12 protein-coding genes are annotated in these 16,247 nt (G+C 74.7%); 5 read left to right on the top strand and 7 right to left on the bottom strand.

Annotated elements, in window-relative coordinates; all coding sequences use genetic code 11:
* The first annotated feature begins 73 nt into the window (after positions 1-73).
* Together ACTJIY_RS13970 and ACTJIY_RS13965 are read left to right on the top strand one after the other, a co-directional pair.
* Positions 74-1,993 carry a fibronectin type III domain-containing protein gene (locus tag ACTJIY_RS13970; protein ID WP_440674819.1) on the top strand — a complete coding sequence of 640 codons (1,920 nt, stop codon included), beginning with the start codon at positions 74-76 and terminating at the stop codon, positions 1,991-1,993.
* Between the two features lie 116 nt (positions 1,994-2,109).
* Positions 2,110-2,406: a hypothetical protein gene (locus ACTJIY_RS13965; RefSeq protein ID WP_253054114.1), complete on the top strand. Its 297-nt coding sequence runs from the start codon at positions 2,110-2,112 to the stop codon at positions 2,404-2,406.
* On the opposite strand, the gene ACTJIY_RS13960 is transcribed toward ACTJIY_RS13965, so the two are convergent.
* Entirely contained in the window at positions 2,355-4,541 is a 2,187-nt protein-coding gene (locus ACTJIY_RS13960; protein ID WP_440674821.1) for a hypothetical protein, read from the bottom strand. The genes ACTJIY_RS13965 and ACTJIY_RS13960 overlap by 52 nt on opposite strands.
* Before the next feature lie 257 nt (positions 4,542-4,798).
* Between ACTJIY_RS13960 and ACTJIY_RS13955 the strand changes: the two genes are divergently transcribed.
* Complete coding sequence (locus tag ACTJIY_RS13955) at positions 4,799-5,977, top strand: APC family permease (protein ID WP_440674890.1); 1,179 nt, start codon at positions 4,799-4,801, stop codon at positions 5,975-5,977.
* A gap of 91 nt (positions 5,978-6,068) precedes the next feature.
* Here ACTJIY_RS13955 and ACTJIY_RS13950 read toward each other — a convergent pair whose 3' ends face one another.
* On the bottom strand, positions 6,069-6,977 hold the full coding sequence (locus tag ACTJIY_RS13950) for an alpha/beta fold hydrolase (protein WP_440674823.1): 909 nt from the start codon (positions 6,975-6,977) through the stop codon (positions 6,069-6,071).
* Between the two features lie 62 nt (positions 6,978-7,039).
* On the opposite strand from ACTJIY_RS13950, the gene ACTJIY_RS13945 reads away from it, so the two are divergent.
* Together ACTJIY_RS13945 and ACTJIY_RS13940 are read left to right on the top strand one after the other, a co-directional pair.
* Positions 7,040-7,594 carry a TetR/AcrR family transcriptional regulator gene (locus ACTJIY_RS13945; RefSeq protein ID WP_253054120.1) on the top strand — a complete coding sequence of 185 codons (555 nt, stop codon included), beginning with the start codon at positions 7,040-7,042 and terminating at the stop codon, positions 7,592-7,594.
* Positions 7,595-7,658: 64 nt separating this feature from the next.
* A complete protein-coding gene (locus ACTJIY_RS13940; RefSeq protein WP_440674825.1) occupies positions 7,659-8,528 on the top strand; it encodes an META domain-containing protein in 870 nt (289 codons plus the stop codon).
* Between the two features lie 84 nt (positions 8,529-8,612).
* Here ACTJIY_RS13940 and aspA read toward each other — a convergent pair whose 3' ends face one another.
* The 5 genes from aspA to ACTJIY_RS13915 form a co-directional block, all read right to left on the bottom strand.
* Positions 8,613-10,142, bottom strand: coding sequence for an aspartate ammonia-lyase (gene aspA / locus ACTJIY_RS13935; RefSeq protein ID WP_440674827.1), 1,530 nt, complete (start codon positions 10,140-10,142; stop codon positions 8,613-8,615).
* Positions 10,143-10,189: 47 nt separating this feature from the next.
* On the bottom strand, positions 10,190-11,767 hold the full coding sequence (locus ACTJIY_RS13930; RefSeq protein ID WP_353708297.1) for a glycoside hydrolase family 43 protein: 1,578 nt from the start codon (positions 11,765-11,767) through the stop codon (positions 10,190-10,192).
* A complete protein-coding gene (locus ACTJIY_RS13925; protein WP_440674892.1) occupies positions 11,764-14,223 on the bottom strand; it encodes a glycoside hydrolase family 3 N-terminal domain-containing protein in 2,460 nt (819 codons plus the stop codon). Before ACTJIY_RS13925 ends, ACTJIY_RS13930 begins: the two co-directional genes overlap by 4 nt.
* A gap of 170 nt (positions 14,224-14,393) precedes the next feature.
* Positions 14,394-15,287, bottom strand: coding sequence for a carbohydrate ABC transporter permease (locus ACTJIY_RS13920; protein ID WP_253054128.1), 894 nt, complete (start codon positions 15,285-15,287; stop codon positions 14,394-14,396).
* Positions 15,287-16,247, bottom strand: a 961-nt coding sequence (locus tag ACTJIY_RS13915) for a carbohydrate ABC transporter permease (protein ID WP_440697245.1), incomplete at its 5' end; no start/stop codon positions are given. The genes ACTJIY_RS13915 and ACTJIY_RS13920, both read right to left, overlap by 1 nt.

Here is a 16,247-nt window from a genome sequence, read left to right as displayed (position 1 = left end):
GCCCGGTGCGGGTTCATAAGGAGTGCATCGTTAAGTTCCCTGAGAGTTTGATTCGACCTGCAACGGAGCAGACATGAACAGACTTCGCACCGCCGCCGCGGCACTGGCCGTGGCCCTCGTCACCAGCGTCGCCCTGACCGCCGCCCCCGCCTCCGCCGAGGAGGTGCTGGTCAACGGGGGCTTCGAGTCGGGCACGCTCAGCCCCTGGACCTGCTCGGGTTCGTCCGGGGCCGTCGTCTCCACCCCCGTGCGCACGGGGACCAGGGCGCTGCAGGGGACCCCCTCGGGTCTCGACAACGCGCGCTGCACGCAGTCCGTGCCGACCGTCGCCGGCACCCAGTACACCCTCTCCGCCTGGGTGCGCGGCAGCTACGTCTACCTCGGGGTCGACGGCGGCACCTCGACCTGGACCCCGAGCGCGACCGACTGGACCCGCCTCACGGTCACGTTCACCGCCGCGGGCAGCACGACGCAGGTCTACCTGCACGGCTGGTACGGCACGGGCGCCTACCAGGCGGACGACGTCTCGCTCCAGGGCGCGGGCGGCCCGCCGCCCGTCGTCCCGGGCACGCCGGGCACCCCCGTCGCCGGGACGGTCACCTCGACGTCGGCCGCCCTCTCGTGGGGCGCGTCGTCCGGCACCGTGACGGGCTACCGCGTCTACGAGGGCAGCACGGTCGTGGCGACGGCCACGGGCACGTCGGCCACCGTGTCCGGGCTCGCCGCGTGCACCCCGCACACGTACTCGGTCGCGGCCTACAACACGGCGGGCGAGTCGCCCCGCTCCGGGAGCGTCACGGTCACGACCGCCGGGTGCGGGACCGGCGTCCCCGGCGCGCCCACCGGGCTGCGCGTCGCGACGACCGCCGACACCTCGCTCGGCCTCGCCTGGACGGCCTCGACCGGGAGCGTCACGGGGTACCGCGTCTACGAGGGGACGGCCCTGCGGGCGACCGTCACCGGGACGAGCGCGACGCTGACCGGCCTCGCGGCCTGCTCGAGCCACACCTACACGGTCCGCGCCTACAACGCGACGGGCGAGTCCCCGGCCGCCACCGTGACGGGCTCGACGAGCGGCTGCCAGACCGGCGCCCTGCCGAAGCACCTGCTCACGGGCTACTGGCAGAACTTCGTCAACGGGGCCACGCCGCTGCGGCTGTCGGCGGTCCCGACGTCCTACGACCTCGTCGCGGTCGCGTTCGCGGACGCCGTCCCGAGCACGCCCGGCGCCGTCACGTTCGGCGTCGACCCCGGCCTGTCCGCCGCGCTGGGCGGCTACACGAACGACCAGCTCAAGGCCGACGTCGCGACGCTGCACTCCCGCGGCCAGCACGTGATCCTGTCCGTGGGCGGCGAGAAGGGCACGGTGTCGGTCGGCAGCGCGGCCGCGGCGTCGGCCTTCGCGACCAGCGTGATCGGGCTCATCGACGCCTACGGGTTCGACGGCGTCGACATCGACCTCGAGAACGGGGTCGACCCGACGTACATGGGGCAGGCGCTGCGCCAGGTCCGGGCGGCCGTCGGGCCGGACCTCATCATCACGATGGCGCCGCAGACCATCGACATGCAGTCGACGGGCAGCTCCTACTTCCGGCTCGCGCTCGACATCAAGGACATCCTCACGATCGTCCACACGCAGTACTACAACTCGGGCACCATGCTCGGCTGCGACCAGATGCAGGCGTACGGGCAGGGCACGGTGAACTTCCTCACCGCGCTGTCGTGCATCCAGCTCCAGAGCGCGCTGCGGCCCGACCAGGTCGCGCTCGGCCTGCCGGCCACCACCCAGGCGGCGGGCGGCGGGTACGTGAACCCGTCGGTCGTGAACGACGCGCTGAGCTGCCTCGCCGCGGGCACCCGCTGCGGGAGCTTCGTGCCGCCCGCGCGCTGGCCGGACATCCGTGGGGCGATGACCTGGTCGATCAACTGGGACGCGAGCAACGGGTACGCCTTCGCGACCTCGGTGGACGCCCACCTGGCGAGCATGCCGTAGCCGCACCGTCCTCGGACGAGACGTGAGACGTGGCCCCTCGGAGCGCGACCCGGGGGGCCACTTCTCACGCCTCGGCCCGTCACCGGCACGATGCGGCGAGTCGCTAGCATCCAGGCATGCAGATGACGTTCGCCGTCGGACAGCACGAGCGCCATCTCGTCGTCTTCTCGTGGGACCAGTTCTGGGGTCGCCTGACGATCACGGTCGACGGATGGAGCGTCGTGGACCAGGTGCGGATGTTCTCCGTCTCGCGCGTCAAGGTCTACGAGTTCTGGGTCGGCACGCACGAACGCCACCACGTGCACATCGAGAAGCACCGCGAGGTGCTCTTCGCGGGGTTCCGCCCCCAGCCCGTCCTGGCCTACGTGGACGGCACGCTCGTCGCGCGCTCCGACGGCGCGCTCGGCCGCTGACCCGGCGACCCCTCCTCGCCCGACGTCGGCTCGTCGCCCCCGGTCGGCGCGCCCTCGGCAGGCGTCACGTCGGCGACGGGCGACCCGTCAGCGGCGGGCGTCCCGCCGTCCGGCCGGGCGCCGTCGACGGCGGGCGTCCCGTCGTCCGGCCGGGCGCCGTCGACGGCGGGCACGCCCTCGGGCTGCGTGCGACGTCGCGCGCGGCGCCGGACGAGCAGGACGACCACGCCGGCGAGCGCCACGAGGACGAGGAGCACGCTGCCGGTCCCGAGCCAGGGCGCGGCGGCCGCCCGGGACGACGCGTCGTCGGCCGCGGTCGCGGCGTCGTCCAGCCGACCGGCGTCGAGGGCGGCGCGGGCGTCGGCGACGGAGCCGTCGACGTCCAGGAGCAGGCGCCCGAGGTCCGCGAGCGGGCCACCGCCCGAGGCGGCGGCGACCGCGTCGCCGACGGACCCCACGACCTCGACCGTGCGCGGCAGCACGGTCGCGAGCACCGCGTACTCCTCGGCGGACGCCGCGCCCTCGTACTGCTCGCGCACGGCGGCCGGGTCGGGCAGGCCCGCGGCGCGGGCGGCCTCCTGCACCTGCCCGGCGGCCGCCGCCGCGTCGGTGCCGATCGCGGCGCGAGCCGCCTCGGCGTCGTCGAAGGCCCAGTCGGTCATCGCCGCGCGCAGGCCGGAGGGCGGCGACCACGCGCCGTCCGCCTCGTCGAGGACGGCGTACGCCTCGCGGGCGGGGGCCCGCGCGTCGAGCAGGGCGGCCTCGGCGTCGTCGGCGACCCACGTCCGGTACGTCGCCTCGGCGCCCGTCACGCCGCCGCGCACCTCGACGAGGTCGAGGAGACGACGGCCGTCGGTCACGCCCGGGTGGTCGAGGGCGCCGGGCTCGTCGTAGGCGCTCTCGCCCGCGTACGCCGCCGCGACGAGCCCGCCGAGGGCGTCCTCGTCCAGGCCGCCGACGAGCTCCGACATCGCGGTCCACGCGGCGGCGTAGGCGTACTCCTCGGCGGCACCCCCGCCGTCGTCGAGGTCGACCTCCTGCCACGCGGCGAGCGGCAGGGCGTCCGCCGCGTCGCGCGCGGGCGCGGGGCGCTGCTCCGCGGGGCCGCCGGTCTCGGCGGCGACGCGCTGCCCGACGACCTCGGCCAGGCCCTCGTACACCCACCGGTCCGCGAACCGGTCCCCCGCGAGCCACGCGTGCGAGAGCTCGTGGAACAGGAGCCCCGCGTCCAGGTCCTCGGGGATGACGATCTCCCAGGAGGCCGAGTCGAACCACGCGTACCCGAGCACGCCGGGCGACACGTCCTCGCGGATCCGCTCCAGGCTGCCCGGCCACGGCATGCCCACCGCGCGCTCCAGCACGGGCATGCCGGCCACCACCTGCTCCTCGACGAAGCCGCTCCACTCGGTGTCGCCCGGGAAGCTCTCCAGCACGAGCTCGTTCCCGCCGACGTCGACGCTGGTCTCGTCCGCCTGCTCGGGGTCGCGCAGCGAGACGAAGGCCCAGGTGCCGTAGTCGTCCGTGCTCTCGGTCGCGCGGTGGGTGCGGGTCTCCCCGTCGAGGATCGGCGTGAACCCGTCCCACGTGCTGTCGAAGTCCATCGACGTCGGCGTGGCGATCTCGACCGTGACCTGCCCCGGGTCGCCGGCCGCGTTCACGGCGAACGTCGCGTAGCCGGGCCCGACGCGCGTGTACCCCTCCGAGCGGATCGGCTCGCCTGGGATCGTGTAGGACCACTCGACGGTCCGCTCGCGACCGTAGTTCAGCGGGGAGAACGACACCCCGGCGATGCGGGTCGACGGGTCCTCGGTCGGCTCGAAGGTGACCGGGAGCGTGGTCCCGCCGCTCGTGGCGGTGACGTCGGTCGCGCTCGCCGGCACGGGGATCCCGTACGCGTCCCAGTAGTAGACGTACATCCCGCTGGCGGGCTGCTCGTTGCGGATCGTCGTCGTGACCGTCACGCGGACCGGGCCCGACCCGTCGACCTCGTACCGCGTGCGGGACGTCTCCGACAGCCCGTCGCCCGGGTCCGCGGTCGCGACCGTCGGAACGCCGAGGAGGACCGCGCACACGAGCGCGACCCCCGACCCCGCGCGCGCCGTCCACCGCGCGCGACGCACCCGCCCTGCGACCACCCCTGCACCGCCGTCCTCGCCGTAGCGGACAGCCCGTCTCCCCGTGCGACGGGGCCGGTCGACGACGACCGGGAACGGGACACCGGCGGGAACTGTACCCGCTCGCGGACGCCGCTCCGACCACTCCCCGGGGCCGGCTCCGACACCTGCCGGACACCTTGCCCTGGCACGCTGTCCGGGTGACCACCGCACCCGGCCAGCCCTCGCTCGCGCGCCGCCTCGGCACGACGGACGCCGTCGTCGTCGGGCTCGCGTCCATGGTGGGGGCGGGCGTGTTCTCCGCGTTCGCCCCCGCGGCCGCCGCCGCGGGGACGGGGCTGCTCGTCGGGCTGGCGCTGGCGGCGGTCGTCGCGTACGCGAACGCGACGTCGTCCGCGCAGCTCGCGGCGCAGCACCCCACGTCGGGCGGCACGTACGTGTACGGGCGCGAGCACCTCGGCCCGTGGTGGGGCTACCTCGCCGGGTGGGGGTTCGTCGTCGGGAAGACGGCGAGCTGCGCGGCCATGGCGCTCGTGCTCGCCGCCTACGCGGCCCCTCCCGGGTGGGAGCGGCCCGTCGCCGCCGCGGCCGTCGTGCTGCTCACGGCCGTAGGCTACCGGGGCGTGACGCGGACGGCGCGCCTCGCCCGGGCGATCGTCGCGGTGGCGCTCCTCGCGATCGCGACGGCCGTCGTCGCGAGCCTCGCGGGCACCGCGCCGCGCTGGTCGGCCGTGCTCGACCCCGACGGCGCGCACGGCGGCTGGTACGGCGTCCTCCAGTCCGCGGGCCTGCTGTTCTTCGCGTTCGCGGGGTACGCGCGCGTCGCGACCCTCGGCGAGGAGGTGCGCGACCCGCGCCGCACGATCCCGCGCGCGGTCCTCGTGTCGCTCGGGGCCGTCGTCGTGCTCTACGCGGTCGTCGCGGTGGTCCTGCTCGCGGTGCTCGGCCCGGACGGGCTCGCGGCCTCCGCGGCGCCGCTCGCCGACGCGGTCGCCGCCGGGTCGTGGACGTGGGCGGGCCCGGTCGTGAGCGTCGGCGCCGTCGCCGCGAGCGCCGGCGCCCTCCTCGCCCTGCTCGCCGGCGTGAGCCGGACGGGCCTCGCGATGGCGCGCACGGGCGACCTGCCCGGGTGGTTCGCGGCCGTGCACCCCGTGCACCGGGTGCCGCACCGGGCCGAGCTCGCGGTCGGAGCGGTCGTCGTGGTGCTCGTGCTGACGACGGACCTGCGGGGCGCGATCGGGTTCTCGTCGTTCGGGGTGCTCGTCTACTACCTCGTGGCGAACCTCTCGGCGCTGCGCCAGACCGCCCCGCACCGGCTGTACCCGCGCGCGCTCCAGGTGCTCGGCGCGCTCGGCTGCGTCGCGCTGGTCGCCACGCTCCCCCTCCCGAGCGTCGCCGCGGGAGCGCTGGTGCTGGCGACAGGCATCACCCTCCGCGCGGTACGCGTCCGCTCATGACCGCGAGATCGGCCCGCCCGTCGCGAGATCGACCTCCCGAGGGTCGATCTCGGACGCACAGGTCGATCTGGCGAGACCGACGGCGTCGACGTCACGCCGCGCGGTCGAACCAGTCGCGCGAGAGGGCGGCCACGGCGGCGGGCGCGTCGTCGGTGATGAAGTGCGCGGCGTCGTCGACGTAGGCGAGCTCGGCCCGGTCCGCGTGCCGCTCCGGCGCGCGGCAGACCTGTCCCATGAGCTCCTCGGTCCACGGCCGGTCGCGGCGGCCGAAGACGAAGAGGGTCGGCACCGTGAGCCGACGGCGACGGTAGACGCCCCGCATCATGCGCGTGGCCTCGGGCAGCACCATGTGCCGCACGAGCGGACGCACGGCGGCGTCGACCTCCGTCCGACCCATCGGGGCGAGGTGGGCGTCGACGTCGTCCTCCGACAACGGGTGGGCGACGTACGCGCTGGAGAAGATCCCCCGCAGCGACGCGCCCCGACGGTGCCAGACCAGGGCGGGCAGGTGCCGGAACCCGGGGAGCAGTCGAGGGCTGGGACGCATGAAGCCCGGTGGCACCGAGAGCTCGACGGCCGCGCGGACCCGGTCGGGGTGCTCGTAGCAGAGCTGCATCGCCGTGATCGCGCCCATGTCGTGCGAGACGAGGTGGGCTCGGTCGACGTCGAGCGCGTCGAGGAGGGCGAGCAGGTCGCGGAGCCGGGTCTGGCGCTCGACGTGCGCGTCGTCGGCCGTGGTCCAGCCCGCGCCGCGCAGGTCGGGACACAGGACGCGGTAGCCCGCGGCGGCGAGGACGGGCGCGACGTCGCGCCACTGCCACCAGTGCTCGGGGAAGCCGTGCAGCAGCACGACCGGGTCGCCGGTGCCGACGGTCGCGACGTGGGTGCGCAGGCCGGGCGTCTCCACGACGAGGTGGTCGAAGCCCGGCGCCTCCGGGAGCGGCGGGGACCATGCCCGGACGTCGGCGGGGCGGGTGGTGCGGGGCTGAGGCGTAGTCATGGCGAGCTCCTTCGGGCGAGCGACTACTATGTTCATAGTAGATCGGTCGAGAGAGGGAGTCCATGGCCGCAGCCACCCGGGAACGAGCGCTCGACGCGGCCGTGGAGGTGCTCGGTGCGGACGGCGTGCGCGCGCTGAGCCACGCGCGGGTCGACCAGCGGGCCGGTCTCCCGCCGGGGTCGACGTCGAACTGGTTCCGCACCCGGCGCGCGCTCCTCGCCGGCGTGGTCGACCGGATCGCCGAGCAGGAGCGCGCCGACCTCGACGTGACCGCGATGCCGCAGATCACGAGCGTCGACGACCTGGTCGACGGTCTGTGCGCCATGACCGAGGCACAGTCCGGTCCGTTCGCGTCGCGCACCCGGGCGCGCTACGCCCTCTTCCTCGAGCTCGCCGACGACCCCGAGCTCGGTGAGCCCCTCCGACGCCAGCGCCGCACGTTCGAGCGGTGGACCGAGCGGATCGTGGCCGCCGTCGGCATCGCCGACCCCGTCCCGGCGACCCGGGCGCTCATGGCCCTCGGCGACGGGCTGCTCCTGCACCGCCTCACCGTCGACCCCGGCCTCGACCTGCGCCCCGCGATCGAGCGCACGGTGCGCGCGCTCGCGGCGTCGTGACGGCGCCGGCCCGGGGATGCCGCACCGGCTGCAAGAAACCCGGCGCCGGAGACAGGATCGGGGCATGGACGGACACGAGCCCGGGCGCCCACGGGTGCCGCGCGCCGTCGTCCTGACGTTCCTGGTGTCCGTCCTCGCCGCGGCCTGCACCGTCCCCGACGACGGGACCGTCGGCAGCCCGGGTGACGGCGAGGTCGGTCCGGACCCGGTCGGGCTCGTCGGGATGTGGCGGGTCTCGGGGGCGGACGGCGAGGGCCCCGACACGTGGCTGCGGCTCGATGCCGGGCGGTACACGCTGTGGGGCGACTGCGGTGCGTACGTGGAGGGCGACTGGGACGCGGCCGGCCGGACCTTCGTCGCCTCCGACCCGTACGCCGCCGCCGGGGCGTGCGGCACGGGCGGGATCCCCGAGGCGCCGTGGCTCCGCTCGGTGGTCGCGTACGAGCCCGACGGCGAGGGCTGGCGGCTCCTCGACGCGGACGGCGACGTCGTCGCCGGCCTGCGGGTCGACGGCGCCCCGGCGCCGATCCCCGACGCCGCGGAGCAGCTCGCGCAGGCGCCGGACGTGACCGACGACGTGCGCGCGGCGTTCGAGCCGCCCGCACCGCTGCCCGACGCCCTCGAACCCGCCTCCGTCCGGGACGTCGTCGGGCGCTGGGAGCCGGTCGCACGCGCCGCCACCGACCCCCACGTCGTCTTCCACGAGGACGGGACGTGGTCGGGCTCCGACGGGTGCAACGGCAGCGGGGGCGCGTGGGCCCTGGACGACGGCGGTCGGCTGCTCGCCACCTCCGGCCTCCAGACCCTGATGTGGTGCGAGGGAGAGAGCGTCCCGGGCTACGTCGCCGCGGCCGCCCGTGCCGCCCTGGACGGCGGCCGGCTGGTGCTCGTCGGCCCGGACGGCGCGGAGATCGCCCGTCTCGTCCGGGGATGAGGCCGCTCCGCCCCGAGATCGACCCGAGCGTCCGAGATCGACCCTCAGGAGGTCGACCTGGCGCCGGACGGGTCGACCTCGGCGTCAGTCTTCGGGTTCCGGGTCGGACGGGGCGCCCAGTGCGTCGTCCGATTCCACGACGCGCGACGACTCGCCCTCCTCGCCCACGGCCGGCAGGCCGCGCTCGTCGGGGGCGTAGTAGCGGCCGGTGTAGCGCGGGCGGAGGAAGTTCTCGGTCGTGAGCACCGCGTCCACCTCCTCCGGCGTGAGCAGGCCGCGCGCCACGACGACGTCGCGCACCGAGGCGCCGGTCCGGGCGGCCTCGGCACCCACGAGGTCGCCGTTGCGGTGCCCGATGATCTCGTTGAGGTAGGTGACGATCCCGATCGAGTCCAGCACGTGGCGACGGCACACCTCGACGTTCGCCGTGATGCCCGTGACGCACTTGGTGCGCAGCGCGACGCACGCGTTGGTCAGCAGGTGCAGCGACTCGAACATCGACTGCGCGAGCCCGGGCTCCATGACGTTGAGCTGGAGCTGCCCGGCCTCGGCCGCGTGGGTGATCGTCACGTCGTTGCCCATGACCTTGAAGCACACCTGGTTGACGACCTCGGGGATCACCGGGTTCACCTTGGCGGGCATGATCGACGACCCGGCCTGGAGCTCGGGCAGGTTGATCTCCCCGAGGCCGGCGCGCGGCCCGGACGACAGCAGGCGGAGGTCGTTGCAGATCTTCGAGAGCTTGGCCGCGAGCCGCTTGAGCGCGGAGTGCACGGCGAGGTAGGCGCCGTTGTCGTACGTCGCCTCCACGAGGTTCTCGGCCGGCACCGTGGGCAGCCCGCTCACCTCGGCGAGGCGGCGCGTCGCGACCTTGGGGTATCCGGGCGGGGTGTTGAGCCCGGTCCCGATCGCGGTCGCGCCGAGGTTGACCTCGAGCAGCAGCTCGCCCGCGACCTCGAGACGCCGGACCTCCTCGCCCACGTTCACGGCGAACCCCGCGAACTCCTGGCCGAGGCTCATGGGCACCGCGTCCTGGAGCTGCGTGCGGCCCATCTTGAGGACGTCGGCGAACTCGGACGCCTTCTCGTCGAACGCGCGCTCGAGCAGCAGCACCTCGTCCTGCAGCCGCCGGACCAGCTGGTGCACGGCGAGGCGGAACCCCGTGGGGTACGCGTCGTTGGTCGACTGCGAGCGGTTCACGTGGTCGTTCGGGTTGATGACGTCGTAGCGGCCCTTCTCGAACCCGGAGAGCTCGAGCGCGAGGTTGGCCACGACCTCGTTGGTGTTCATGTTGACGCTCGTGCCCGCGCCGCCCTGGAACACGTCCACCGGGAACTGGTCGAGGCACCGCCCGTCGTCGAGGATCGCGTCGCACGCGGCGACGATCGCGTCCGCGACGTCGCGCTGGATCGTGCGCAGCTCGCGGTTCGCGAGCGCCGACGCCTTCTTGACCATCACCATGCCGCGGACCATCTCGGGGACGTCGCTGACGGTCGTCCCCGAGATGCGGAAGTTCTCCACGGCCCGGACGGTGTGGACCCCGTAGTACGCGTCCGCCGGGACCTCGAGGGGTCCCAGCAGGTCCTCCTCGACCCGTGTCCGTGCGCTCGACATGCCCCGACGGTATCGCCCGCCGGGACGCCGCGCGCGGAGCGGACCCCTCAGCCGACCGGTGCGTAGACGAACCGCTCGACCCGGACGACGGAGGTCGAGGGCCGTCCCTCGCTCGTCGCGTGCACGCCCAGCCACAGCCCGAGGAACCCTCCGGTCGCGGCGCTGTCGAGGGTGCGGCCGTCCACGGTCGCGAGCGGCTCGGGTGCACCCGCCGGGCCGACGACGAGCCCGTAGTCCTGCCCGCGCACGCGCAGCCCGACGACGACCGGCTCCCCGGGGGCGGCGGCCACCGTCGTCTCCCCGACCACCGCGTCCGCGCCGCCGCGCCGGTGCACCGCGACGACGCGCCGCTCGTCCCCCGGACCGCCGTCGACGAGGAGCCGCACGTGGTCGTCCTCGGACTGGCGCACGACGACGCCCGCGCGCTCCCCCGCCACGGCCGGGACCTGCACGGTGACCGTCACGTCGACGTCGCGGTGCTGCTGGCGCACGCCGAGGAACGCGGGCGCGCCCGGCTCGGCGAGCGTCGTCGGGCGCACGGGGAGGTCCCAGCCCTCGCCCGCCGGGGTCGCGACGTCGCGCGGCAGGGCGCGCACCGCCGTCCAGCGCGGGTCGTCGGGGCGGACGACGCCGCTCGCCCCGCCCTGGACCGCCGTCCGGGGCGCCGGGCTCGCGAACGGGACCTCGACGGCGTCTGGCACGCGGCCCTCGCCGGGCGCGAGGACGGGCCAGCCGTCCTCCCACACGACGGGGACGAGGAACGTCTCGCGGCCGAGCGGGTAGTGGTAGCCGCCGTCGACGCGCATGGCGAGCAGCACGGCCCACCACGAGCCGTCGGGCGCCTCGACGAGGTCGGCGTGGCCCACTCCGACGACGTCCACGCCGCGCCCGAGGTGCCTGTGCGTGAGCACGGGGTTGGCCTTGTTGCCCTCGTACGGCCCGGTGACCGACGACGCCCGTGCGACGGACACCGCGTGGTGGAAGTCCGTCCCGCCCTCGGCCGCGAGCAGGTAGTAGGTGCCGTCGACCTTGTACAGGTGCGGGCCCTCGGCCCACACGGCGCCGCGCACGGCCCCCGTCCACACGACGTGCTCGGGACCCACGAGCGTGCACGTCGCGGGGTCGAGCTCGCGCACCCAGACCTCGGTCTGGTGGAACCACTCCGGCTCGGGCGCGAGCCGCGTGCCGTGCAGCCAGACGCGGCCGTCGTCGTCGAAGAAGATCGACGGGTCGATCCCCGCGACCCGCTCGCCGTCCTCGTCGCGCAGCCACACCGGGTCGGACCACGGCCCGGCCGGGTCGGTCGCCGTCATGACGAAGTTGCCGCCACGGGAGTCGTCGTCCGGGTCCACGAGCGTGCACACGAGCCAGAACGTGCCGTCGTGGTGACGCAGTGTCGGGGCGAACAGGCCGCCCGACGACCGGATGCCGTCGTAGTCGAGCTGACCCGACCGGTCGACGACGTCCCCCACGTGCTCCCACGTCGCGAGGTCGCGGCTGCGCAGCACCGGCAGGCCGGGCAGGTACTCGAACGTGGACGTGACGAGGTAGAAGTCGTCGCCGACGCGGCAGACCGACGGGTCGGGGAAGCACCCGGGCAGGATCGGGTTCGGGACGCGCGTCATGCGCCCTCCCCCGCCTCGACCGGTCCGGAGACCTCGACGGCGACGAGCCGCTCGTCCGCGGCCGTGACCTCGTGCACGGTCCCGGTCACGGCGAGCGTCGCGCGCGGCGTCGCCGCGCCGGGCACGACCCGACGCTCGGCCGGCGCGGACTCGTTGACGATCGCGCCCCCGGTCGTCGAGCCGAGGTCCCCGGTGCCGGGGGCGGCGTCGACCGCGCCGGCGTGCGCGCCGACCCACACCTCGACGTCGCCCGGCTCGACCACGCGCACGAGGCGGCGGTCGGAGAACGCGAGCCGCGTCGTCGGGACGCGGAACGTCACGCGGCGCGACTCGCCCGCGGCGAGGTCGACGCGCGCGTACCCGAGGAGCTGCGCGACGGGCCGCGGGACCGACCCGACGACGTCGCGCGCGTAGAGCTGCACGACGTCCGTCCCCGCGACGGCGCCGGCGTTCGTCACGGTCACCGAGGCCGCGAACGTCCCGCCCGCGGCGACGCTCGTGTCGACGGCCAGGTCCGCGTACGCGAACTGCGTGTACGACAGCCCGAACCCGAACGGCCGCACGGGCGTCGGGTCCGCGGACGTCACGTCCGACGGCCCGCCGAGCACGGGGTGCAGGTAGGAGAACGGCTCCGCGCCGCCCGCACGCGGCAGCGACACGGGCAGGCGGCCCGAGGGGTTCACGGCGCCCACGAGCACGTCGGCCACGGCGCGGCCGCCCTCCTCGCCCGGGAAGAAGCCCTGCACGACGGCGGCCGGGTGGCCGGACGCCGCACCGTCCGTCCCCGCGTGGTCCCCGAACGCCCAGCCGATCGCGTACGGGCGGCCCGTGAGCAGCACGAGCACGACGGGGATGCCCGTCGCGACGACCTCCTCGACGAGCCGCCGCTGCACGCCCGGGAGCTCGAGCGACTCGACGTCGTTGCCCTCGCCGACCGTGCCGCGCCCGAACAGTCCGGCCTCGTCGCCCACGACGACGACCGCGACGTCCGCGTCCCGCGCGACGGCGACCGCCTCCGCGATCCCCGAGGTGTCGAGACCGTCCACCGTGCAGCCGACGGCGTGCGTCACGTCGGTGCCGGGGAGGGCGTCGCGCAGCGACTCCAGGACCGTCGGCAGCGCGATGCCCGCCGGGGTGCCGGGGTGGTGCGCGAGCACGTGGTTGACGAACGAGTAGCAGCCCATGAGCGCCTCGGACGAGTCCGCGTTCGGCCCGACGACGGCGACGCGCCCCGGGGCGGTCGTCGCACCGTCAGCGCTGTCGCGGCGCGCGAGCGGCAGCACGCCGTCGTTCGCGAGCAGCACGAGCGACTCCTGCGCGAGGCGGCGTGCGGTCGCGCGCTGCCGCGGGGTGTCGAGGTCGACGGTCGTCGGCGGCTCGTCGGCGTAGGCGGCCGGGTCCAGGAGACCCAGCTCCTCCTTCTGGTCGAGCACACGCAGCACCGCGCGGTCGACCCACGCCTCGTCGAGCGCGCCGGACCGCACGCGCTCGGCGAGCGGGGCGAGGTAGGCGTCGCCCGTGGGGAGCTCGACGTCGAGGCCCGCCTCGAGCGCCTGCGCGGCGGCCTCGCCGCGGTCCGCCGCGACGCGGTGCATGACCTCCAGGAACGCGACGCCGAAGTAGTCGGCGACGACGACGCCGTCGAACCCCCAGCGCTCGCGCAGGATCTCGGTGAGGTACTCCGAGCTGCCGTGCAGCGGCACGCCGTCGACGTCGACGTAGGACGCCATGACCGACCGGGCGCCGCCGTCGCGCACGGCCATCTCGAACGGCGGGAGGTAGACGTCGGCGAGCTCGCGCGGTCCCGCGCTCACCGGCGCGTGGTTGCGCCCGGCGCGCGAGCCCGAGTACCCGACGAAGTGCTTGAGCGTCGCGTGCACGCCTGCGTCCTGGAGGCCGCGCACGTACGCCGTGCCGACGGTGCCCACGAGGTACGGGTCCTCGCCCACGCACTCGTCGACGCGGCCCCAGCGCGGGTCGCGCACGACGTCGAGCACGGGCGCGAGGCCCTGGTGCACGCCGAGCGCGCGCATCGACTCCCCGACCTCGCGCGCCATCTCCTCGACCAGCGCCGGGTCGAACGACGCTCCCCACGCGAGGGGCGTCGGGTACGTCGCGGCCCGCCACGCGGCGAGGCCCGTGAGGCACTCCTCGTGCACGATCGCGGGGATGCCCAGCCGGGTCTCCTCCTTGAGGCGGCGCTGCTCCGCCCACAGCCACGCCGCGCGCTCCGCGGGCTCGACGGGCCGCGTGCCGTAGACGCGCGTGTAGTGCCCCATGCCGTGCCGCGTGATCTCCGCGAGCCGGCCGCCGTCCGCCTGGCCCGCCGTCATCTCCGACTGCATCGGGGCGACGGTGCCGTTCTGGTCGAGCCAGTAGCCCACGAGCTGGGCGAGCTTCTCGTCGAGGGTCATGCGCGCGTGGAGCGCACGCACGCGCTCGGAGACGGTAGGCATCTGCGGGGGTGCCGGGCGTGGGGTCGGCGCGGCGGCGGCGCCCGGGTCCGGGCTGCCGAGGGGTGCCGTCGGGACGGCAGGGACGACGTCGGTCACGGGACCGTTCTCCTTCGGTGGTGGCCCCGTCCCGCGCGCGGCGCGGGACGGGGCGGGGTGCGGACGGGCGGTGGTCAGCCCTTCACGGCGCCGGTGAGGCCCCCGACGATGCGCCGCTCGAACAGCGAGAAGAAGACGAGCGCGGGGATCATCGACAGGGAGGTGAAGGCGAGCACACGGGCGGTGTCCACGGAGTACTGCGACGCGAACGCCTGCACGCCCAGCGGGAGCGTGTACGACGTCTCGTCGTTGAGGATGAAGAGCGGGAGCATGTAGCTGTTCCAGCTCGCGACGAACGCGAGGATCCCCACGGTGATGACGCCCGGCAGCGACAGCGGCACGACCATGCGGAAGAAGAAGCCCAGCCGGCTCGCCCCGTCGATCGACGCCGCCTCCTCGATCTCGCGCGGGATCGCGCGCAGGAACGGGACGAGGATGATGACGGTCGTCGGGAGCGCGAACGCGATCTGCGGGAGCACGAGCCCGCCCACGGAGTTCATCAGCCCGAGCGAGCGGATCATGATGTACAGCGGGGTGATCGCGACGGTCATGGGGAACATGAGCCCCGCCGCGAACAGCGCGTACAGCGCCCCGCGCCCCACGAACGAGTAGCGCGCGATGACGTAGCTCGCCATGAGACCGAGGACGACGACCCCGAGGGTCGTGAGGAGCCCGGCCACGAGCGAGTTCCCGAGCTGCTGCCAGAACAGCGAGCTCGTCAGGACCCCGACGTAGTTCTCGATCTGCCACGGGTCGGGCAGGCCCGACGGGTCGGCCGTGATCTGCGCGTTCGTGCGGAACCCGCCCACCACGATGTACGCGATCGGGGCGAGGCAGACGCCCACGAGCAGCCACGCCACCACGTAGGTCAGGGGGCCGCCCCGGCCGATGCCGGAGCCGCGCGGCTCCTTCGGGGTCTGGACGCCGGCGGCACGCTCGGGCGCGGGTGCGGCGGTGACGGTGGCCATCACTTCTTCCCTTCCGTGATCGCGCCCGCGGTGTCACGGCGCAGGACGTACCGCTGGTAGACGAGCGCCACCGCGAGGGAGATGAGGAACAGCACCACGGCGACCGCGCTGCCGAACCCGTAGTTCCCCGCGTTGCGGCCGTTCGCCACCATGTAGGTCGCCATGGTCGACGTCCCCGCCGTCGAGGCCACGTACTGGCCCCAGATGATGTAGACGAGGTCGAAGAGCTGGAGCGAGCCGATGATCGACAGGAACGCCCAGATGCGGACGGTCGGGCCGAGCAGCGGGAGGGTGACGTAGCGCTGCGTCTTCCAGTACGACGCGCCGTCGATCGCCGCGGCCTCGCCCAGCTCGTCGGGGATGCCCTGCAGGCCCGCGAGGAAGAGGATCACGGCGAAGCCGATGTACTTCCACGTGATGATGAGCAGGAGGGTCCAGATCGCGACGTCGGGGTCGGCGAGCCAGTCGACCGAGAGGAACCCGAGTCCGATCTTGTCGAGCAGGTCGTTCACGGCGCCCGTGGTCGCGAGCATGAGGCTGAAGCCCGTCCCGACGATCACCTCGGACACCACGTACGGCACGAACACGAGCACCCGGATCACCGAGCGGCCGCGGATGCGCCGGTTGAGCATGAGCGCCACGACCACGGCGACCGGGCCCTGCAGCACGAGCGACATCACGACGATGAACGCGTTGTGCCGCAGCGCCGCGAGGAACTCGGGGTCGCGGAAGATGATGAGGTAGTTCTCCAGCCCGACGAAGTCCGTCGGCGGGCCGAAGCCCTTCCACTTGAAGAACCCGTAGTACGCCGCCATCACCACGGGGACGATGACGAAGGTCAGGAAGACGACGAGCGCGGGCCCGGCGAGCACCGCGATCTCGGCTCGCTGGGCCCAACGGCCGCCGCGCGGGGGGCGCCGCGCGGCGACCGGGGCGGGGGGGGGGGGGGGGGGGGGAGGG

Origin of the sequence: Cellulosimicrobium sp. 22598 (assembly GCF_052044445.1) — a bacterium.
Lineage (GTDB): Bacteria > Actinomycetota > Actinomycetes > Actinomycetales > Cellulomonadaceae > Cellulosimicrobium > Cellulosimicrobium cellulans_G.
This window is presented reverse-complemented; position numbering and strand designations above follow the sequence as displayed.

What these genes read in the sequence shown, in the direction of transcription:
- ACTJIY_RS13970 (WP_440674819.1), top strand. Translation starts at nt 74, where the DNA reads ATGAACAGACTTCGCACCGCCGCCGCGGCACTGGCCGTGGCCCTCGTC.
- ACTJIY_RS13965 (WP_253054114.1), top strand. Translation starts at nt 2,110, where the DNA reads ATGCAGATGACGTTCGCCGTCGGACAGCACGAGCGCCATCTCGTCGTC.
- ACTJIY_RS13955 (WP_440674890.1), top strand. Translation starts at nt 4,799, where the DNA reads ATGGTGGGGGCGGGCGTGTTCTCCGCGTTCGCCCCCGCGGCCGCCGCC.
- ACTJIY_RS13950 (WP_440674823.1), bottom strand. Translation starts at nt 6,977, where the DNA reads ATGACTACGCCTCAGCCCCGCACCACCCGCCCCGCCGACGTCCGGGCA.
- ACTJIY_RS13945 (WP_253054120.1), top strand. Translation starts at nt 7,040, where the DNA reads ATGGCCGCAGCCACCCGGGAACGAGCGCTCGACGCGGCCGTGGAGGTG.
- ACTJIY_RS13940 (WP_440674825.1), top strand. Translation starts at nt 7,659, where the DNA reads ATGGACGGACACGAGCCCGGGCGCCCACGGGTGCCGCGCGCCGTCGTC.
- aspA (WP_440674827.1), bottom strand. Translation starts at nt 10,142, where the DNA reads ATGTCGAGCGCACGGACACGGGTCGAGGAGGACCTGCTGGGACCCCTC.
- ACTJIY_RS13930 (WP_353708297.1), bottom strand. Translation starts at nt 11,767, where the DNA reads ATGACGCGCGTCCCGAACCCGATCCTGCCCGGGTGCTTCCCCGACCCG.
- ACTJIY_RS13925 (WP_440674892.1), bottom strand. Translation starts at nt 14,223, where the DNA reads ATGCCTACCGTCTCCGAGCGCGTGCGTGCGCTCCACGCGCGCATGACC.
- ACTJIY_RS13920 (WP_253054128.1), bottom strand. Translation starts at nt 15,287, where the DNA reads ATGGCCACCGTCACCGCCGCACCCGCGCCCGAGCGTGCCGCCGGCGTC.